Below are 19,555 nucleotides of genomic sequence, written 5' to 3'. Positions count from 1 at the left end.
GCTACCCGCCGTCGGCGGTGGTCTCGGTCGGCGCCTCGTCGGTCGTCTCGCCGTCGGCCGTCGTCGTCCCGGCGTCGCCGACGATGCCCGCCGGCGGGTCGCCCGGGAAGTACTCGCGGTAAATTTCGGCGTACCGGCCGCTCTCGATCACCGCGGCGAGCGCCTCGTTGACCTGCTCGCGGAACTCGTCGTCGTCCTGCCTGAACGCGATGCCGTAGCGCTCGACGGTGAGCGTGAGGTACGGCGGCGCGTCGTCGAACTCCTCGGCGGCCTGGCCCTCGCCCTCCAGCATCACGACGGAGTCGCGTTCGTCGACGTACTGGAGGTTGACCGCGTTGTCGTTGATGACCGCGACCGCCTGGGCGTTGCGTAGGGCGTTGAACGCGCCGGTGATCTGGTCGTAGCTGTCGATCGTGAGTTCGCCGTCGAACTGCTCTTGGAGGTCCTGGGCGGCCGCCTCTCCGGTCGTCCCCTTCTGGACGGCGACCGTCCGGCCCCGGAGGTCTTCGAGGCTCTGGACGTCCCCGCTTTCGAGCACCGCCACCGTCTGAAACGCGATGAAGTACGGGTCCGAGAAGTCGACCTGCTCGGCGCGCTGTTCGTTGATCGTCATCGCCGACATGATGATCCGGAAGTTCCCGTTGTTGAGACTCGGGATGATCGTGTCGAAGCCGGTCTGGACGAACTCGTACTCCCTGTCCATCTGCTCGGCGAAGACGGCCTCGGCTACGTCGACGTCGAACCCCACCAGCGTCCCGTCCTCGGTGCGGTACTCGAACGGATTGTACGGGATGTCCGAGCCGATCCGGATCGTCTCGTCGTCCTGTCCGGCGGCCACGCCCCCGAGCGTGAGTCCGCCGACGATGCCTGCGCTCCCCCGAACGAACGTCCGTCTGTTTACGTTCATTTGTTTCCCCCGGTACTACGTGCAGTACGGTCACACATAACCGTTGGCCTGAAAGGTCGAAATTCGGACGGGAGAGCCGCTAAAATCAGGGTCAGTCGTCGCTCGGATAGCCCGCGGCCGCGTCGGTCGACCGGCTCTCGGGGGCGCGCTCGCTCTCGTAGGACCACAGCGTGGTCGCCATAAGCGACCCGAAGATGGTGAGCGCGGCGGCGTGGTGGGCCACCTGCACGACCGGGGTGTAGACGAAGACCGTCGCCCCGCCCAGCACCATCTGGAGCGGCGTGACCGCGAGCGCGAGGGTCGCGGCCCCGCGGATCCGGCGCTCGGCGTGGTACTTCCACGCGCCGACCGTCGTGGCGATGATGAAGAAGCCGGTGATCATCGCGACGAGGCGGTGGAACCACTCGACGAAGCTCGGGAACGTCTGCGGGAGCACGCCGCCGTCACAGAGCGGCCACTGGGCCGAGCACGACAGTCCCGCGCCCATCGCGGCGGTGTAGACCCCAAGCAGGATGAGCGAGAACGTCAGCCCGGTGGTGACCGCCGCGAGGTGTCGGAATCGAACCATCAGCGCGGCCCTCCCGTCGACGCGAATCGTGTGTTGAGTTGCACGGTTTGAACTCCCCTCATCGGACGTTTCGGCCGGTCGCACTTAGAGTTGTCCGACCGCGGCTCGGAGGCGGACGCCGCCCGCGGCCGTCGAAGCCGCGCCCTTCAAGGCGGTCGCCGGCGACCGACCACGCATGACCAAACACGAGCGCCTCGACGCCGCCCTCGACGACCGGGACCTCGAATCGGTGTGGTTCGGCCGGCCGAACGCGTTCGCGTGGCTGACCGGCGCGAGCAACGTCGTCGACCGCGAGGCAGAAGTCGGCGTCGCCGCGGTCGGCTACGACGGCGACGGCCTCGAGGTCGTGACCAGCAACATCGAGGCCGACCGGCTCCGCGAGGAGGAACTCGACGCGGGCGTCTCGGTGTCGTCGTTCGCGTGGCACGAGACGTCGCTCGCGGCCGCGGTGGCCGACCGCGCGCCCGAGCCCGCCGCGGCCGACTTCGAGGTGCCGGGGTTCGAGTCGATCGAGCCCCGCCGGGTTCGCCAGCCGCTGACCGACGACGACGTCGCGCGCTACCGCGAACTCGGCCGCGAGACCGCGAGCGCGCTGGAGGCGGTCTGCCGCGAGCTCCGGCCCGGCGACGCCGAGACCGAGGTCGCCTCCGCGCTCCGGGTCGCGCTGTCGGCCCGCGACATCGAGGCGCCGGTCGCGCTGGTCGGCGGCGCCGAGCGCGCCCGTACCTACCGCCACTACACCCCGACCGACGCCGAACTCGGCGGGTACGCGCTGGTGTCGGTGACCGCCGAGCGCGGCGGGTTGCACGCGAGCGCGACCCGGACGGTCGCCTTCGAGTCGGCGCTGGCCGACGGGGCGCTCGCGGACCTGCGAGACCGCCACGAGGCCGCCCGGGCGGTCGAGGTCGCGGCGCTCGGCGCGACCCGGGACGCGGCCGAGCGGGGCGGGACCGCCGGCGACGTCTTCGACGCGATTCGGGACGCCTACGACCGGGCGGGCCACCCCGGGGAGTGGCGGCGACACCATCAGGGCGGGGCGGCCGGGTTCGCCGGCCGCGAGTGGATCGCGAGGCCCGACGCCGACCACGCGGTGACCGCGCCGATGGCCTACGCGTGGAACCCCACGGTCGCGGGCGCGAAGAGCGAGGACACGGTGGTGGTGGCCGACGGCGGCTTCGAGGTGCTGACCGACACCGGCCGGTGGCCGACGACCGAGGTGTCGGCCGAGGGCGTCGACGCCGCGGTCTCGCGCCCGGACGTGCTGGTCGTCGAGGAGTGAGCGAGTCGACCCCGTGAGTTCGTCGTTCGTCGAAATCAATTTCGACGGGTTCGCATAGTTTTTTAGGGACGGGCGCGATTTGTCGCGCCATGGGACTCGACGAGGACTCACTGGAGTATCACCGAGAGGAACCGCCGGGAAAGATCGAGATTTCGACGACGAAACCCACCAACACACAGCGCGACCTGAGCCTCGCGTACTCGCCGGGCGTGGCCGCGCCGTGTCGCCACATCGACCAGAACCCCGACGACGCCTACCAGTACACCGCGAAGGGCAACATGGTCGGGGTCGTCTCGAACGGGTCGGCCGTACTCGGACTCGGCGACATCGGCGCCCAAGCGTCCAAGCCCGTCATGGAGGGGAAAGGCGTGCTGTTCAAGCGGTTCGCCGACATCGACGTGTTCGACATCGAACTCGACCAGACCGACGCCGAGGACATCATCACGACCGTCGAGGCGATGGAGCCCACCTTCGGGGGGATCAACCTCGAAGACATCAAAGCGCCCGAGTGCTTCGAGATCGAGGAGACGCTCCGCGAGGAGATGGACATCCCGGTGTTCCACGACGACCAGCACGGCACCGCGATCATTTCGGGCGCCGCGCTGTTGAACGCCGTCGACATCAACGGCAAGGACCTCGCCGACCTCGACATCGTCTTCTCGGGCGCCGGCGCGTCGGCGATCGCGACCGCCCGGTTCTACGAGTCGCTCGGCGCGCGCAAACAGAACATCACGATGTGTGACTCCTCGGGGATCATCACCGAGACGCGCGCCGAGCACGGCGACGTCAACGAGTACAAGGCCCAGTTCGCCCGCGACGTGCCCGAGGGCGACCTCGCCGACGCGATGGAGGGCGCGGACGTGTTCGTCGGCCTCTCGGTCGCCGACATCGTCTCCCCCGAGATGGTCCGGTCGATGGCCGACGACCCCGTCATCTTCGCGATGGCGAACCCCGACCCCGAGATCGGCTACGAGGAGGCCAAGGCCGCCCGCGAGGACACGGTCATCATGGCGACCGGCCGCTCGGACTACCCCAACATGGTCAACAACGTGCTCGGGTTCCCGTTCATCTTCCGGGGCGCCCTCGACGTGCGCGCGACCGAGATCAACGAGGAGATGAAGGTCGCGGCGGCCGAGGCGCTCGCGGACCTCGCAAAGCAGGACGTGCCCGACGCGGTCGTGAAGGCCTACGGCGACCAGCCGCTCCAGTTCGGCCCCGACTACATCATCCCGAAGCCCCTCGACCCCCGCGTGCTGTTCGAGGTCGCGCCCGCGGTCGCCGACGCCGCGATGGAGAGCGGCGTCGCCCGAGGGGAACTCGACACCGACGACTACGTCGAGACCCTCGAAGCCCGACTCGGCAAGTCCCGCGAGATGATGCGGGTCGTGCTCAACAAGGCCAAGTCCGATCCCAAGCGGGTCGCGCTGGCGGAGGGCGACGACGAGAAGATGGTCCGGGCCGCCTACCAGATGGCCGAGGAGGGGATCGCCAAGCCCGTGCTCATCGGCGACGCCGATCGGATCGAGGCGACCGCCGCCGACCTCGGCCTCGACTTCGACCCGGAGATAGCCGATCCGGCGGCCGGCGACTACGAGGAGTACGCCGAGCGCCTCTACGAGATCCGACGCCGGAAGGGCATCACCGAGAGCGAGGCCGCGGACCTCGTCCGGAAGGACGGCAACTACTTCGGGAGCGTGATGGTCGAGCAGGGCGACGCCGACGCGATGCTGACCGGGCTCTCACACCACTACCCGTCGGCGCTCCGACCGCCCCTGCAGGTCGTGGGCACCGCCGACGACGCCGAGTACGCCGCCGGCGTCTACATGCTCACGTTCAAGAACCGCGTCATCTTCTGTGCGGACGCCACGGTCAATCAGGACCCCGACGAGGACGTGCTCGCCGAGATCACTCGCCACACCGCCGAGCTCGCCCGCCGGTTCAACGTCGAGCCCCGCGCGGCGATGCTGTCGTACTCGAACTTCGGGAGCGTCGACAACGAGGGCACACGCAAGCCCCGCCGGGCCGCCGAACGCCTCCGGGAGGACTCCGCGGTCGACTTCCCGGTCGACGGCGAGATGCAGGCCGACACCGCGGTCGTCGAGGAGATCCTGCAGGGAACCTACGAGTTCTCCGATCTCGACGACCCCGCGAACGTGCTCGTGTTCCCGAACCTCGAAGCGGGCAACATCGGCTACAAGCTCCTCCAGCGCCTCGGCGGCGCGGAGGCCATCGGCCCGATGCTGGTCGGGATGGACAAGCCGGTCCACGTCATCCAGCGCGGCGACGAGGTCAAAGACATCGTAAATCTGGCGGGCGTGGCGGTCGTCGACGCCCAGCAAAACGAGTAGCGTTCGCGAGCCCGCGATTCACTCGAAGTCCGTCTCCGAGGCGACCCCCAGAACGTCCTCGACGTCGTCGTCTGCCGCGAACCGGACCCGACTCGCCTCAGTGTCGTGGTCGAGGACGCCGGCCTCCGAGAGCTTCGGGAGGTGGATCTGGAGGAGCTCGGCTCGGGTCTTCTCGATTTCGGCGGCGGTGAGCACCGCCCGGCGCTTCTCGGTCGTCGAGGCCGCGAGCAGTTCGGCGAGCTCGTCGACCGAGGCGGGGCCGTCCCGGCGGGCGAGGTAGTGACACACCCATCGGCGGCGGTGGTCCGCGAGCGCCCGGAACACCGCGTCGAGGCGCTCGCTCTCGCCGGTCATCGGCAGTACGTCCTGCATCGGAGCGTGGGGAGCCGAGACGTCCGTCTCCCCGGAGTGGTCGTGGCTCATAGTGGAGGTGACCGAGCGCCCGGAACCGATCCGGCCGGGCGCCGTTCCGTCCGATTACGACCACGGTGATCGACATAAGGGTACCGCCCGACTCGCCCGGAGACGGACGATCGAAACCGTGTGTCGGCGGGCGGACGGGTCCGCATCGGACGGCGGCGTTCGACGCGGCGATGGGGCTCGCGGCCGTACACTTAAGGGATCGGACACCGAAGCGAGCGTATGGCCGTTCACGGCCGGTCTGCTCCCCTCCGGGCACTGTTCGACGAATCGCCCACGCCCCACATCGCCCACCCGCCCCGAACCCACCACCGGGACTTCTACGTCGCCACCGACGGCTCCTACGACCTCGACAGCGGCGGCGGCGGGCTCGGCGCGATCATCGAGACGCGCGACGGCCGACGGGTCGAACGGATCGCGCTCCCGGACGACACCGTCGCGGACAACAACGCCGCCGAGTACCGGGCGCTCCACCTCGGGCTCGACGTGCTGGCCGAGCGGGCGCCCGCCGACGCCCGGGTCGGCGTCGTGGTCGACCACGACGACCTCGCGGCGAACGTCAACAGCGCGTCGCTGGCGACCCGCCGGAGCGACCGATCGCCCCCAAGAGAGCTGCGGATCCCGACCGCCGACCGGAACCACTGGCGCGGGATCCGTGCGCGCATCTGCGGGTTCGAGGAGCTACGGGCCGCCGTGGTCGGGAGCGACACGAACCCCGCCCACGCGCTCGCGAACGCGCCGAGCGAGTACGCACACGTCAACGCGGGCTCCGAGCGGTGTCTGCTCCCCGAAGACATCGGATCGAGCGAGGCCCAGATCCCGCCGCCCTCCAGAGCCGACCGCCGAGCCAGCGACTGACCGCGGGCGGCTCCCGGTCAGCTCACCAGCCCCACCCTGTCGACGTGGTCGCGGAGCGCCCGTTCGGACTCGAACTCGTCGCCACAGGCCTCACAGACGTAGCCGTCCTGATCCGCCATGGGAACCGAGACGGGCTCGCGGACCGTAACTCCTCTCGCCGCCCGAGCCCGCCATCGGAACGCATACGGGCCGGGCGGCCCTCGGCACCGACATGAACGCCCGCGATCTGATGACGACCGACGTGGAGACGGTCAGTCCCGACGACGAGATCGGCGAGGTCCTGACCCGGCTCGCCCGAGTCGACTTCAACGGCTTTCCGGTCGTGGACGACGGCGAGGTCGTCGGCATGGTGACCCAACACGACCTCGTCCACCTGTTCCAGCCGAGCGACCGCACCCTCTGGATCCCGGTCGGGCTCCCGCCGTTCTTAGAGACCATCGAATACGCGATCGACCTCTCGTGGGACGAACTCGACGCCGAACTCGACCTGCTGAAACACGCGGGCAAGCCCGTCCGGACGATCATGACCGACGACGTGGTGACCGTCGACCCGGACGCCGACCTCGACGCGATCCTCGACCTGCTCGCCGACGACGACCGGGACATCAACCGACTGCCGGTCGTCAGCGAGGGCGAACTCGTCGGCATCGTCGCGCGCCAAGACGTACTGCGAGCGATCCGGGACGAACGACGCGCCGACTAACCGGCAAGCAGAGCGCGCTTCGAAACGTTGACCCCACCCGGCCCGTGATGTGTCGGCGTGAGCAGATACCGTAACGTCGCGCTGTTCGTCGTGTTGGCGGCCGTCTGGGGGTCGGCGTTCATGGCCATCAAGGCCGGACTCGAGTACTTTCCGCCGGTGTTGTTCGCCGCGATCCGCTACGACATCGCGGGAGTCATCATGCTCGGCTACGCGGTGTACGCGACCGAGCGCTGGCGGCCCCGGACCCGCGGCGAGTGGTCGCTGGTCGCGGTCGGCGGGGCGCTGTTGATCGCGGGCTATCACGCCTTCCTCTTCGTGGGCGAGCAACACACCACGAGCGCAACGGCCTCGGTCATCGTGAGCCTCAGCCCGGTGTTGACGACGGGCTTCGCGCGGCTACTGCTACCGAGCGAACGCCTGACGGCCGCCGGGACGGCGGGGCTCGCGCTCGGGCTGGTCGGGGTCGTCGTCCTAAGCCGACCGGATCCCAACAACCTGCTCGCCGCCGACGTGGTCGGGAAGGGGCTGGTGTTCGCGGCCGCTCTGGCGTTCGCGCTCGGGAGCGTGCTGACCCGGCGGATCGAGGCCGAACTCCCGATCGAGACGATGGAGGCGTGGTCGATGCTCCTCGGCGCGGGGCTGATGCACGCCGCCAGCGCCGCCCTGCCGACCGAGTCGCTGTCGGCGGTCGCGTGGACCCCCGAGTCGATCGCCGCGATGGCGTACCTCTCGGTCGCGGCGAGCGCGCTCGGCTTTCTGGTGTACTTCGATCTCCTCGACCGACTCGGCCCGATCGAGATCAATCTGGTGTCGTACGTCGCGCCCGTCTTCGCCGCGCTCTCGGGGTGGTGGTTCCTCGACGAGCAGGTCACCCCCGCGACGGCGGTCGGCTTCCTCGTCATCTTCGCGGGGTTCTGCCTGCTGAAGCGCCGGGCGCTCGCCCGCGAACTCCCCCGAATCCGGGCCGCGATCACTCGACGGTAGTCCGGAAGGACTATGATGGCGCCGTCGCCACCACTCCGGGATGAACGACTGGACGGTCGGCGACCCGCCGGCGACCGGCGCCGACGCCCGAACCGAGGCGCTGTTCGCCGCCGGTGCGGGCGTCGCGGTCGCCAACGCCGCACTGTACTTCTTGAGCGTCGAGACGCTTTCCCATCCCGCGATCTCGGTGCTCGCCGTCGCGGTGCTGGTGGTGGCGTACGTCGTGAGCCGATAGCGGGGAAAACGAGTCGGCCGAGCCGCTCACTTCGCGTTCGCCAGTCGGTCGAACTGGTCGGCGGTGAGGTCGATCTCGGCGGCCGCGAGGTTCTCCTCTAGCTGGTCGACCGTGCGAGCGCCGACGATGGGCGCGGTGACCCGCCCGTGGTGGACGAGCCACGCCAGACTGACCTGCGCGGGCGTGGCGTCGACCGCGTCGGCGATCGCTTCGGCCGCCTCCAGCGCGTCGAAGTTCTCCGGAGTGAGATACGACTCACGGAACTGCTGGTCGGTCGCACCCCGGGTCCCCTCCGGCGGCTCGGCGTCGCGCTCGTACTTGCCGGTCAGGAAGCCGCCGGCCAGCGGGCTCCAGGGCACCACGCCGATGTCGTAGTCCGTACACATCTCGAGGTAGTTGCCCTCGATCTCGCGGTTGGCGAGATTGTAGCGGGGTTGGGCGAGTTTGAACGGCTCGTAGCCGCGCCGGTCGGCGATCTCGTTCGCCTTGGCGACTTTCCAGGCGTTTGGTTCGAGCGTCGAGGCGCCGAGGTAGTTGACCTTGCCGTCGCGAACGAAGCCGTCGAGGGTCCGCATGAACTCCTCGACCGGCGTGTCGTCGTCCCACCGGTGGACGTAGAGCAGGTCGACGTAGTCGGTGCCGAGCCGGTCGAGGATCCCCTCGATGCTGTTTCGGAGGTGCTTGCGCGAGAGCCCCCAGCCGTTCGGGTCCTCGCGGGTCGGCCAGTAGATCTTCGAGGCGATCACGAACTCCTCGCGGTCGCGGTCGGCGAGCCAGTCGCCGATGTACTCCTCGCTCCGGCCGTCGCCGTACATGTCGGCGGTGTCGATGAAGTTGCCGCCCGCCGCGGCGTAGGCGTCGAGGAGTTCGTGGGCGCGCTCTTTACCGATCTCGACGTCGTCCTCGTCGTTCTCGCGGCCGAAGCGCCACGTCCCAAAGGCGAGTTCGCTGACCTTCGTGCCGGTCCGCCCGAGCGACACCGTGTCCAGACCCATGCGTACACCGTCGTCCGGCCGGCGGTTAAACGCGTCTATCTCCGCGAGTCGACGACGAAAACGGGGCCCGGGCGGCCTCGTCACCGCTTGTGGTCGTGGCCGGCGAGGAGGGCCGCGACGTTGAGCGCGAGGAGTCCGAGGAACGTGATCAGTTCGGCGTCCGTAGAGAGCCCGGTGAGCAAGAGCGGCAGGTAGAGAAACGGGAGCGCGACCGCCGCCCAGAAACCGAGCACCTCGAACGGCGTGGTGAGCGCGTGCTCGTGGTACCGCTCGAACAGCGCTGAGAGCTTGTGACGCCCTGCGGTCGCTTCGCCAGCGTCGGCAGGGGAACTCACGGCGGAGCCGTTTTCCTGTTGGAGGGACGATTCGGGCATCGTGGGGTCACCTCGACCGCGATGACACGTACCACGAGCGAGACCTTATAAGCCGACGAGCGTTAGCGCGATTTCAGATCAGTTCAGCGCGACCGCTCCGGAACCGAAACGTTTCATAACCGTCCGAGGCGCCGCGATAAAATTTAGAACCGACTCTGCGCCGGTTTCGGCGAGCCGATCGACGAGTCGGTACGGCGGGGTTACGCTCTCGGTTCGCGAGGTAATCAGGCGTTGCCTTCGTCAGTTCAGGCCGCGTGTATCCGATGCCGATCGGTCCGAGCGGTCCGAGGCGGCACATCGTACGGGTCGCATACCGACTCGAAGGCGCGGGACTAGAGAGTAAGCGTTCGGCGGATCGCCAGAAACGCTTGGGAAGGGCTTTACATCCGATCTTTACACGCCCGATACAAATACGATCCCGCGCCGGACCCGACCGACATGCTGCACTGGGACGAAGACACCCCGCCGATGCTCGATGCCTGTCTCAACTCCCGCGACCGCACACTCGTCGCGCTCGCCTGGGACCTCGGCTCCCGGCCGGGCGATCTCTTCGACCGAACCGCTGGCGCAGCCACCGACCACCAGTACGGCCTCCACGGCACCCTCGACGGGAAGACTGGCCGTCGATCGCCCGTGCTCGTCCTCGCGGTCCTCTACGCCCGGAAGTAGCTCGACGACCATCCCGGCGACGACAGCGATCCCCGGTTCTGCAAGCTGACTTCTCCGGACTCTATCTCGAACAACCGCGTCCGAGACATCCTGAAGGAGGTCGCGACCGCGCCGACATCTCGAAGACCATCACGGCTGGACGCGTGGGAGCAGTATCGTCGCTCGCTACATCGCCGTCTTCGACAACGCCAACGAGCACCGGTGTCCCGCACCTTCTATTATATATATCATATCTAAAGTTAGATGTAGATATTAATAGCATATAGTAGTTTCATAAGTATATATGTGGGACACTGGACCTGCCAGGACGTTTAGAGTACACCACATCCGTATTAAAATTGGAGTAAAGGATTCAATAATTCGGATCGCAAGGTAATTACCGCAAAAATGGAAGCTGCGAGGGGCACGTCAAATCGAACCCGGTGAGGGTTCGATGGTTAGCGGACGTTAGTTGCTACGGCGGACTGCCAGCAGCGCGGCCGCGATGAGCGCGACCAGCGAGACAGCCATGCCGAAGCCGGGGATGCCACCGTCGCCACCGTCACCTTCCGTGGTTTCGGTCGCTTCGGTCGTCTCCTCGGTCGTCTCTTCGGTCGTCTCTTCGGTCGTCTCCTCGGTCGTCTCCTCGGTCGTCTCTTCGGTCGTCTCCTCGGTCGTCTCTTCGGTCGTCTCTTCGGTCGTCGTCTCGTCCTCGCCGCCGTCCTGCTCGTAGTCGGACATGATAGTCGCACTCACTTCGTGCTCGGCACTACCAGCGGACGCAGTTACGTCGACTTCAGTCCCGTTCTCAAGCTCAGTGAGGTCGAAGTTCGTCGAGAACTCGCCATCAGCGTCGAGTTCGGGGTTGTCCGACCAGTAGTTACCCGAGGATTCGACCTCAACATCGACCTCGGTACCCGGCGGGAGGTTGCTCGTGCCCTCGATCGTCGCGTTCTCCGAGTTCGGGAGCATGAGCTCGTCATCGTCGTTCAGATTGCTGAGCTCAACATCCTGCTCTTCGTAGTTGAACTCCGAGGACACTTCCTCATTATCGTCGGTGAACGCGTTGTACTCCTCGAGCACCGAGAAGTTCGCGGTGTAGGAGTTGCCAGTCACGAGACCGTCGCCGTTACCCATGCTGGAGGTATCGAAGGTGAGGTAGAACGTGTTGTTCTCCGCATCCTCGTAGTACTGCTGAGCGGCGGTCGCGTAGTACTGGGACGACACCGCGTTCGGACCCGCGTCGTCTTGCGTGACGTTCACGAAGACGCCGTTCTTACCGTTGTTTTCGAGGTAGTCGTCTGCATCGTGGCCGACCTCGTTGTTATCCGAGCCAGTGAAGTCGCCCGTATCGTCGATGTAGCCGTAGATTCCCGATGCCTGGACCTCGACAACGAGCATACCGCTGGACGTGATCGTGTCGCTGTTGTTAACTTTATCGAGGAGCGCATCGAGGTCGTCCGGCGACCCGGAGTCAGGGATAACCCACGTATCGACAGCGTCAGTCGAGCGCTGCGCGATATTGATGCTCGTCTTGTCGGCCCGATCCTGATACGCGTCAGCCGTGTCCGTGAGGTACGCGCTCAGATCGTAGTTCCCTTTCGCGATCGCGGACCCAAGCGTGCTCTTGTCGTCCGTGACGGCAGATCCGTCATCGTTCTCCAGCTCGATGTTGCCGCCCGTCCAGACACCGTAGTAATCGCCGTCACCACTGCTGTCGTAGCCGGGCGCAGTGACCGAGCCGTACTCGGCATTGATGAACTCAGTCGGATCGTTCTGGTCGGTGATTTCGTCCGTTTCGATGGTCAGCGTGACGTTGTCTGTCTCGAAGTCATCACCCTGCGTGACCCGGAACCGAGTCACGAAGTTGGCTTCGGTGTCACCGAACTGGAAGTCGGCAGTCTCGGTGTTTTCGAACGAGACGTTGAACTCGATGTCGTCACCGCGCTCGTTCGAGACAACGTCGTTCGGGAGTCGGACATCGGCGTCGCCGGCTTCCGAGACGTTGACGTCCATCGTGTCTTCGCCCGCTGCGTCGACGACCTGGTACGTGAGTTCGTACTCGTCGGTTTCGAACTCACTGAAGTCGGCGCTGTAAACTGAATCGGTCGACGCGCCGGAGATGATGATTGAACTTTGCGTGCCGGCCTCACTGTGACTACCGTCGTCGGCGCTGTGCTTTTCGATGTTGTCTTCACTCACAGGATCGTCTGCGTCACCTGGGAGTTCGCCATAGAACGCATCGTAGAGTTCGTTTGCGCTCAGGTCGCCGTCGGCGGAAACGTTGATTTTGTAGCGGCCACGGTTCGAGTCGATCTCGACATCCGTGATCGAGTTACTGCCAGAGCTCACGTTGACACTGTCGGGAGTCACGTTGAACTCCTGCTCGGAGAACGAGAACACAGCGTCGCTTTCCGAGTAAGTTCCGGTCACGTCTCCGGCGTCCTCATAGAGGAAAGGACCCTCTTCGGAGTCGAAGACGATCGGCTCCCGGCCAGTGGTCGTGATGACGTACTGGCCGTCGAGACCGTCCTCTTCGAGAGTGGCGGTCCCTTCGGAGAGCGGGATCTGCGTGACGCGGGAGCCGACGCCGTCGTCACTACCGTCCCACTCGCGCAGTTCGAGAGTGTCGTCGTTGGCGACAGCGTCGTCGTAAATGTTAGTAATGTCAATTGTAAGCTCTTCACCATCCCAATATGAATTGGGAGTCGTCAGCGACTCTGCTGAGTCTGCGCCGTGATTCGCTGCGGCTGAGCCTGCGAAGGCGGTCGCGCCCGCGAATACGGACATGACCATTAGCGCAGACAGCACCACACTGCGGATCTTGTCGTTTGTCGTTGTCATTGTTTGCGTTTGTTTCGGGTGACAGGGCCTTTGTGTTGCGAATACCCGTGGAGGGCTGCAACATTACTCAACGCCTGTCGGGTAGGGGTACATCACGTCAATTATCCTATCGTATTAAATGCTTTGTGTTTTCAAGTCAGTAAGAAATACTCATTAACTATAATACAAGACAAATGAGAAACACTATAAATGTTGTATTATTATCATCAATCGCACGCCCTGAACAGGTTTGGTTGGTTTCAAACTGCAGACGGCGTGCCTGCCATGGGTAGGGACTTCGCGCCGTCATCCGGCGCGAAGCCATGGTTTTTCCCAAACGCTATACTCTAATTACCAGCGGATCTAATATTACGACGATTGAGACGACTGTACAACCCCGTTAGTGCTGGTGGATGATACCTCTAACACTCTCACGATCTAGCCTCAATCGTGATCTTCTATAGGTTGTGGATACTTCCCACACCTCAATCAGAGCCTCGGCCGTCAACCCACGTAATCCATGCACTAGACGCCAAGCGAGATGCTCAGGTCGGTCAAGAAGCAACTCGACAAGTCAGTTCGGAAGGCAGACCTACGGGAGGCCGCACTGCTTGTGGGACTACGGCGCATCGACGAGGTCGCGGCGCAGTTGCGCGAGTGAGGTTACGATGTCGATTCGTAGTCGTGCTGAGAGAGATTGAACGTGAGCTGCTAATCGGATGCGCCGCTGTCACGCGATTTAGTGGAGTGCTTTCTAGCGAAAATAATCTTTCTATCTCTCCTTGTCGGACATGTCGACCGGCGAGTCCGTGATCTTAACCACCACCGCGACGTGATCCGGCCAGTCTGTAGGTTAAACTCTAGACCCGTTCGCTGACCGTGCTGATCCAGGACTGAATATCGTTGACGACCTCACCAACCGATTGCCGGCTCCCGAGCCGCAACACGACCTCCTGGGGCGTCTGCTGGATCTCCTGAATCTCCATCCGCTCACCGCGCGTCGGCAGTCCTTCGAGTGCGAGGTCGTCTACCAGCGACCGACCTGCGTCAGCTGTCGACACGGTTACCTCCGCCTCCCAGAGCGGATCCTTGATGTTGCGGATCAAGTAGAGCGCCGCCTGCTCACAGCCACGGTTCGACGTGATCGACGAGATCGTCCGCACCATCTCGTCCGGATCGTCATCGGCGTCCTCAGCAGTGTACGATCCACGGGTCTTGAATTCGTAGTCGATCTCATAGACCGAGCCGTCGGCCATCGCGCCACCCGGCCGCACTCGGATGCGGCCCTCCTGGCGGTCGAGGTCGAAATCGCGGTTGAGTTCAAACGTCTCACCGCTCGACGGGTCGCGCACAGTCTCCGTCGCCGACACCAGAGAGGACTGGTTGAGGTCCACCCACGAGCCTTCGACGGCAGTGAAGCGCTCGCCGCGAACGGGCTGGTTCGCGCCCTTGATGATTGCGCGGTCGTACCGGCGCTCAGTTGTCTTCTCCACCTGATAGTCCGCGATATCGTCGTCGATGTCCGCGGTCCGCTGGCCGGGCTTCGTCCACTCGAGACTCCACTCGTCGCGCGATTCACGGCGGAACTCCCAGATGAAGTCACCGTAGTCCGCGATCTGGTTCAGGACGTCGACGAGCGCACCGTCGTACGTCTGCTGAGTAAGCACCGGCGTGTCCTCGAGGTCTGCTCGGAGCTCGAACGAATCTAGTGACTGGCTGTTGAATCCCTGTTTTGGTGTCTCGCCGGTCCGACTGCCGTACCGGGAGAGGGTTACTTTCCAGCGGAGTGTACTCCCGGCGTCCTGGAAGTCGACGTCGAGCGTGTCGGTGTTTGACGCCGTGGTGTACGACCCTCCGCGGTCGTTTGAGAGGGCGAGCGCTTGCCCGCCGGACGTGTCGTCGATCCCGATATCGATCTGTCCGGTGTCGACGTTGAACGCAGAGGCGACATCGTCGAACACGACCTCGAACGCGTCCGGTTTCAACTCGGGGCCATCAAGGTAGCCGCCGTTCCCGCCGTTATCGTTGTCCCATGTGTAGTTAAATCGGGTGTCGTAGACGGAAACTAGATCCACATGATACCCGCCGGGAGAGCCGTCGTCGACAACCTCCAGTTCTAGTTCGTACGTCTCGCCTGCCTCTAATGTTTCACCAGTGTAGCCGTTATATCCGCTGCCCTGGAATCGAGGGCCGTCGCTGAAATCAGACCACTCGATCGGGAGGAAGCCGCCAGTCACGGAGTCCAACTGCTCGCCGTTAAAGTACCAGTTCACGCCCTCGATGTCGGAGCCATCTTCGATCTTGTTCCGGACGGCGATACCGACGTGTTCGGCCTCCACGTCGTATAGGAACGAGATATCCCACGTATAGGTGTTCGGGAGCAGTTCGTGTTGGACAGCAGCCCCACCTGAATACTCTCCTCCACTCACCGAGAACCCTGCGACGGATTCGCCTTCTTTCACGACCGCCGACTGCTGGAGTTGCAGCTGGCCATCAACGATTTCGACGGGGTCTGTCGGCGCGATCGGCTCGACAAGTACTCCGCGAAGTTCGCTACTGTCGTCGCCGGACTGCATCAGCTGGTCTGACTGGAGCGAGGTCGCGGGATCGTCGACGTTCATCACGTACGGAGTGTTCGCCTCGCCAAGCTCCCGGACGGCCTCGTGGGCTTGCTTGTTGTCGTACTCGGCCTGAACCCGGCCAGCGAGCGCCCGTCCACCCCGTCCGACGAGCACCGTCCGGCCAGGCTCCATGCGGACCGAGATGAGTTCGTCGATCGGGAGGATCCGGCCGTCCTTCCAGACGGAGAGGCGTGCTTCGTCGAACGCCTCGGACAGCCACTTCTCGTCGCGCGGGACGGGGATCGTCACTCTCGGTCGGCCGTTCAGCACGGGCGTGAACTGGGGGTCGTCGAGCAGCTCGGGCGAGAGCGTGCGGCCGGATGGATGATCGATTTCGACGTGCCAGCCACGACTGCCGGTCGCGACCTCGGGCAGATCGAGCGAGATGAGTTTCGCATTTCCACCGCCCGATGCGTCTGCGGTCGTTCCGTCGGCGGACATGAACACGCCCGAGGTGCCAGTCTCGACGCCGAGCTCGCCACCGCCGAGTTCGCCGGTGCCGAGGATGCCGCCCGAGATCGTGTTGAGCGTCGCACCAGGAGTAGATACCCTGGCGGTCGCGCCGGTCGCGAGCAGCGTCGTCGAGGTGAGCAGATCCGTGGTCGCGCCGCGAGCGTCCGCGGTCGTGCTCTGCGCCGTCAGCGTGACGGTGTTGGGGTTAGGGGCAACGCCGAGCTCGCCGGTGCCGAGCGTTCCAGCGCCGAGCTCGGACGTGGTTTCGTCGACGATGTTCAGGACAGCGCCACTGGGCGATGTCGACGCGATCGCGCCGGTCGCGGTGAGCGTCCCGGTGGTAGTGAGGGTTGCGCCGGCGCCAGACGCGGTAGTGAGCGCGCCGGTTGCGGTGAGCGTTCTGGTGGTCTGGGAACTAGGCGTTCCGAGTTCGGTCGTGCCGAGGTCTTTGGTACCGAGTTCAGGCATGGATCTCTCTGGATGTCAGAAGTTGGTTCGACGGGACGATGCTCAAGGCTGAGACTGGTCGGACTCAGTTATATCTTGTACAAGAACGAATAGTTCAATTAGGGTCTGAAGAGAATGGACGCCGCGGTATGTAGAGCGCCGAACTCAACAACTCTGGACCACAACACTATCGTCATTATGGAGAACGACTTGCACGCCGCAGTCCTCAACCGCCGCTGGAGTATCAGCGAACCGTGGCGAAAACGCACCGTGGCGTCCCCGATGCTCGTACCGTGGATCTTCCCACCCCTTCACTAATACGTCCGTCTGCGCGAGAACAACTCCGACTGGCCCAGAATACCCGCGTTTCCAGTCTCCGACAAACACGATCTCGTTCGCTGCCGACACGTCCGCGCGGTCAACTTCCTCCCCGGCGACGGCCAGCTCACTGACCGCGATTCCATCCCGGTCGCTTAATTGACCGTCGAACTCGCCCGCAACCGGGACGCCCGTGCCGGAGAGCAGTCCCCCATCAACAATGAGGCCGAAGCCGAATGCCGAACACACGAGTAGCACGATTACGGCCTGGACCGTGTGGCCTGCCAGCCGTGGATGCCCCCGATCTCGTAGTCGTCCTGTAGTGTATTGCACGAAAACGCCGCCTGCGAGCGCGAGCGGTGCGAGGACGCCCCACAGATAGTAATCGTGGGTGAGATACCCGGGCGGGATTCCAATCGGAATGACGAGGCCGCTCGTCAACCATGCCGCGAGGACAAGAGCGCGCTCCTCACGCGATACCAGCCACCAGCGGAGGCTGCCCGCGAGCGCGAGAAGTGCGGTGGGAAGGGTCAGCGTAAACATGAGGTCGACCGGGTGAATCGACTGGAGGTGGGCGAGCCAGTAGTCGCTAGACACAAGAAGCCCCGGGTCAGTCACGATGGTTCCGCGTTCGAGGAGTTTCCCGGATTCAACGGGACCGAGGACGCGACGAATCATCCAGATTGTTCCGGCCGTCCCGGCAGTAACAAGCGACAGGAGGAGTGCGTGCAGGTAGTACCGCCGGGTGATGAGAATCACGAAGAGCGGCAAGCCGATGACGGCTTCCCAGAAGTGATTCGCCATTGCGAGAACGAGGAGTGCAACTGAAAGGCCGAATAACCAGTCATGATCAGTCTCGACGAACCGCCACATAGCGGCAACTGCGCCCGTCGTGAGTACGATGCTGAGTGCCTCCGGGAAGACGCCATACGAGAAGCGGAGGAACAGCGGGTGCGCCCAGAGGAATAGTGGGGCGAGAAGTCCTGCGGTTCGTCCGAACCGGTGCCATGCGAGCTGGCCGATGAGAATTGTTGCGGCGATTGCGGCAGTGATGCTGACGAGCCGTATGCCGAAACCCAGGTGTGCGAATGGTGCAGTGAGGAGGCTTGAGAGGTGGAGGGAACTAAAGCTCTCTCTTGGGGTGAGGTAGGAGAATGACTGGAGTCCGTCGTGGGCAAACGCGAGAGCTTGGTAGTAGCCTGCGACTTCCCGGGTTGCACGGTACTGGATGAGTAAAGGTGCAAAGAGGAGTGGGAGAACGGCACTTGCCGGGAGAATCCAGACCAAGTACCAGAATTTTTCGGTACTGTCTGTGCAGATGTTCCGTAACTGGTAGCCCATTATTTGCCTGTTAACCCACGAACCGTCTATTAGTGTATCGGAACGGTCACGTCGTGTTGTCCCGCACGTCCTGCGTAGTCGCCGCAACGACCACGCCGTTCGTCTCGTAGCCCTTCACGGAATTCTCCGTCACGGTGGCGTCCTCAGTGCTGTTCCCGTCCGTCTCTCGCACCTCGATACCCGGCTCCATCGCTCGGTCTACCGTCTCGTTGATGACGTGGTTCCCGTTGACCTTCACGAACCCGTTATTCCGCACGTTCGTCCGGGAGAGAATACCGGGACGGGACTGGTTCGCCGTGTCGTAGTGACCACAGTTGTAAATGTGGTTTCCTTCGACGATGAGCGACCGCACGCCCCGCTGAATGTCAAACCCGACCAGAACGCCCCGGACGGTGTTGTCCGCAACCGTCACGGCATCGGTCGTCCCGGTCCCTTGGATAATGATGCCACGGTCGCCGTGAATGTCCGCATCCGCTCCAACATCGGCGGTGTTTGCCGTCCCGCTGACGGTGTTGCCCTCGATTTTGACAATCTCGCCATTGCCCTTCGACCCGGCCCTGAACTGGTCGCCGTTCCCGCACCGCAGCGACGCGTTGTCGCTCACGATGACCGTTGCCCCCTCACCGTTCGCGTTCAGGAACGTGCAGTACTGGTCGAGCCGGTCAAAAGTGCAGTCCGTGACAACGCCGAAACTCGCCACGTCCACCGAGAAGGCGTTGAAAAACTCGCGAGTCGCTCGGTTGGTCGTTATCGCTCCGGTCACATCGCACGATTCTGCTCGGAATACGCCAACGGTGTTGCTTCCCCCTCCGTTAACAGCCTTGTATTTGTTCGATCCCATACCGGTGACTGTCTCAAAGGCGAACTCGACGTTCTGGAGTTCAAGACGGGAGATTGCCGCGTTTATGTCGAAGGTACCGCGTTGCCCCGTCTGGTTTGACAAGTCGATATTCTTGATGCGGACGTTCTGGAGTTTGACTGGCGTATCTCCCGCCAGATTGAACACGCGGCCTGCTGACGCCACGCCGTGAATCTATACCCAACTGCCGTTTACGAACCAATACTTTGCCGCGTTCGTGGTATCGTAGACCTTAACCCCTTCACGGGGCTGTGTTGAATCGCCATACGGCAGAGAGGTAGGCCGCTAAATCAAAGGAGTTGAAGCGGGAGAGTTCCGTTGACCATGACGCAAATCTCCCGCTTCATCGGGGAGGTTGTACCGGTTGCTCAAAG

At 64.3% G+C, this 19,555-nt stretch carries 16 protein-coding genes; 7 read left to right on the top strand and 9 right to left on the bottom strand.

Annotated elements, in window-relative coordinates:
- Position 1: 1 nt before the first annotated feature.
- Together EPY72_RS12425 and EPY72_RS12420 are read right to left on the bottom strand one after the other, a co-directional pair.
- Entirely contained in the window at positions 2 to 907 is a 906-nt protein-coding gene (locus EPY72_RS12425; protein ID WP_135806636.1) for a basic amino acid ABC transporter substrate-binding protein, read from the bottom strand.
- Positions 908 to 998: 91 nt separating this feature from the next.
- Positions 999 to 1,475, bottom strand: coding sequence for a COX15/CtaA family protein (locus EPY72_RS12420; protein WP_134671236.1), 477 nt, complete (start codon positions 1,473 to 1,475; stop codon positions 999 to 1,001).
- A gap of 175 nt (positions 1,476 to 1,650) precedes the next feature.
- Between EPY72_RS12420 and EPY72_RS12415 the strand changes: the two genes are divergently transcribed.
- Both EPY72_RS12415 and EPY72_RS12410 read left to right on the top strand, forming a co-directional pair.
- Entirely contained in the window at positions 1,651 to 2,754 is a 1,104-nt protein-coding gene (locus EPY72_RS12415) for a M24 family metallopeptidase (RefSeq protein WP_135806635.1), read from the top strand.
- Between the two features lie 89 nt (positions 2,755 to 2,843).
- A complete protein-coding gene (locus tag EPY72_RS12410) occupies positions 2,844 to 5,102 on the top strand; it encodes an NADP-dependent malic enzyme (protein ID WP_134671234.1) in 2,259 nt (752 codons plus the stop codon).
- An 18-nt stretch (positions 5,103 to 5,120) separates the two neighbouring features.
- Here the strand turns inward: EPY72_RS12410 and EPY72_RS12405 are convergent, their stop codons facing one another.
- Positions 5,121 to 5,525, bottom strand: coding sequence for a DUF7344 domain-containing protein (locus EPY72_RS12405; protein ID WP_135806634.1), 405 nt, complete (start codon positions 5,523 to 5,525; stop codon positions 5,121 to 5,123).
- Positions 5,526 to 5,744: 219 nt separating this feature from the next.
- Here EPY72_RS12405 and EPY72_RS12400 point away from each other — a divergent pair, with 219 nt between their 5' ends.
- The 4 genes from EPY72_RS12400 (at position 5,745) to EPY72_RS12385 (ending at position 8,302) form a co-directional block, all read left to right on the top strand.
- Positions 5,745 to 6,380: a reverse transcriptase-like protein gene (locus EPY72_RS12400; protein ID WP_134671232.1), complete on the top strand. Its 636-nt coding sequence runs from the start codon at positions 5,745 to 5,747 to the stop codon at positions 6,378 to 6,380.
- 211 nt (positions 6,381 to 6,591) lie between these two features.
- Positions 6,592 to 7,083 (top strand): CBS domain-containing protein, encoded by a 492-nt coding sequence (locus EPY72_RS12395; protein ID WP_134671231.1) that lies wholly within the window; start codon positions 6,592 to 6,594, stop codon positions 7,081 to 7,083.
- Between the two features lie 57 nt (positions 7,084 to 7,140).
- Complete coding sequence (locus EPY72_RS12390) at positions 7,141 to 8,067, top strand: DMT family transporter (RefSeq protein WP_134671230.1); 927 nt, start codon at positions 7,141 to 7,143, stop codon at positions 8,065 to 8,067.
- Positions 8,068 to 8,107: 40 nt separating this feature from the next.
- Complete coding sequence (locus tag EPY72_RS12385; protein WP_134671229.1) at positions 8,108 to 8,302, top strand: hypothetical protein; 195 nt, start codon at positions 8,108 to 8,110, stop codon at positions 8,300 to 8,302.
- Positions 8,303 to 8,328: 26 nt separating this feature from the next.
- On the opposite strand, the gene EPY72_RS12380 is transcribed toward EPY72_RS12385, so the two are convergent.
- The gene (locus tag EPY72_RS12380) at positions 8,329 to 9,297 is read right to left on the bottom strand and encodes an aldo/keto reductase (protein WP_135806633.1); all 969 of its coding nucleotides are present in this window, start codon (positions 9,295 to 9,297) and stop codon (positions 8,329 to 8,331) included.
- 80 nt (positions 9,298 to 9,377) lie between these two features.
- Complete coding sequence (locus EPY72_RS12375; protein ID WP_244605573.1) at positions 9,378 to 9,671, bottom strand: DUF8028 family protein; 294 nt, start codon at positions 9,669 to 9,671, stop codon at positions 9,378 to 9,380.
- Positions 9,672 to 10,109: 438 nt separating this feature from the next.
- Here EPY72_RS12375 and EPY72_RS12370 point away from each other — a divergent pair, with 438 nt between their 5' ends.
- Positions 10,110 to 10,340, top strand: coding sequence for a hypothetical protein (locus EPY72_RS12370; protein WP_134671227.1), 231 nt, complete (start codon positions 10,110 to 10,112; stop codon positions 10,338 to 10,340).
- Positions 10,341 to 10,787: 447 nt separating this feature from the next.
- Here the strand turns inward: EPY72_RS12370 and EPY72_RS12365 are convergent, their stop codons facing one another.
- From EPY72_RS12365 to EPY72_RS12350, 4 genes are all read right to left on the bottom strand, one after another.
- Positions 10,788 to 13,163 carry a BGTF surface domain-containing protein gene (locus EPY72_RS12365; RefSeq protein ID WP_135806632.1) on the bottom strand — a complete coding sequence of 792 codons (2,376 nt, stop codon included), beginning with the start codon at positions 13,161 to 13,163 and terminating at the stop codon, positions 10,788 to 10,790.
- Between the two features lie 839 nt (positions 13,164 to 14,002).
- Positions 14,003 to 16,684: a hypothetical protein gene (locus EPY72_RS12360; RefSeq protein WP_135806631.1), complete on the bottom strand. Its 2,682-nt coding sequence runs from the start codon at positions 16,682 to 16,684 to the stop codon at positions 14,003 to 14,005.
- A 144-nt stretch (positions 16,685 to 16,828) separates the two neighbouring features.
- Entirely contained in the window at positions 16,829 to 18,322 is a 1,494-nt protein-coding gene (locus EPY72_RS12355; RefSeq protein WP_135806630.1) for an ArnT family glycosyltransferase, read from the bottom strand.
- A 46-nt stretch (positions 18,323 to 18,368) separates the two neighbouring features.
- Positions 18,369 to 19,328: a hypothetical protein gene (locus EPY72_RS12350; protein ID WP_135806629.1), complete on the bottom strand. Its 960-nt coding sequence runs from the start codon at positions 19,326 to 19,328 to the stop codon at positions 18,369 to 18,371.
- Positions 19,329 to 19,555: the final 227 nt, after the last annotated feature.

The sequence above is a fragment of the Halorussus marinus genome, from assembly GCF_004765795.1.
Lineage (GTDB): Archaea > Halobacteriota > Halobacteria > Halobacteriales > Haladaptataceae > Halorussus > Halorussus marinus.
Note: the sequence above shows the minus strand (reverse complement) of the source record. Positions and strands in the feature narration are given on the sequence as shown.

Bases quoted from the DNA above. Each gene is read 5' to 3' on its own strand.
- EPY72_RS12425 (WP_135806636.1), bottom strand. From the start codon at position 907: ATGAACGTAAACAGACGGACGTTCGTTCGGGGGAGCGCAGGCATCGTC.
- EPY72_RS12420 (WP_134671236.1), bottom strand. From the start codon at position 1,475: ATGGTTCGATTCCGACACCTCGCGGCGGTCACCACCGGGCTGACGTTC.
- EPY72_RS12415 (WP_135806635.1), top strand. From the start codon at position 1,651: ATGACCAAACACGAGCGCCTCGACGCCGCCCTCGACGACCGGGACCTC.
- EPY72_RS12410 (WP_134671234.1), top strand. From the start codon at position 2,844: ATGGGACTCGACGAGGACTCACTGGAGTATCACCGAGAGGAACCGCCG.
- EPY72_RS12405 (WP_135806634.1), bottom strand. From the start codon at position 5,525: ATGAGCCACGACCACTCCGGGGAGACGGACGTCTCGGCTCCCCACGCT.
- EPY72_RS12400 (WP_134671232.1), top strand. From the start codon at position 5,745: ATGGCCGTTCACGGCCGGTCTGCTCCCCTCCGGGCACTGTTCGACGAA.
- EPY72_RS12395 (WP_134671231.1), top strand. From the start codon at position 6,592: ATGAACGCCCGCGATCTGATGACGACCGACGTGGAGACGGTCAGTCCC.
- EPY72_RS12385 (WP_134671229.1), top strand. From the start codon at position 8,108: ATGAACGACTGGACGGTCGGCGACCCGCCGGCGACCGGCGCCGACGCC.
- EPY72_RS12380 (WP_135806633.1), bottom strand. From the start codon at position 9,297: ATGGGTCTGGACACGGTGTCGCTCGGGCGGACCGGCACGAAGGTCAGC.
- EPY72_RS12375 (WP_244605573.1), bottom strand. From the start codon at position 9,671: ATGCCCGAATCGTCCCTCCAACAGGAAAACGGCTCCGCCGTGAGTTCC.
- EPY72_RS12370 (WP_134671227.1), top strand. From the start codon at position 10,110: ATGCTGCACTGGGACGAAGACACCCCGCCGATGCTCGATGCCTGTCTC.
- EPY72_RS12365 (WP_135806632.1), bottom strand. From the start codon at position 13,163: ATGACAACGACAAACGACAAGATCCGCAGTGTGGTGCTGTCTGCGCTA.
- EPY72_RS12360 (WP_135806631.1), bottom strand. From the start codon at position 16,684: ATGCCTGAACTCGGTACCAAAGACCTCGGCACGACCGAACTCGGAACG.
- EPY72_RS12355 (WP_135806630.1), bottom strand. From the start codon at position 18,322: ATGGGCTACCAGTTACGGAACATCTGCACAGACAGTACCGAAAAATTC.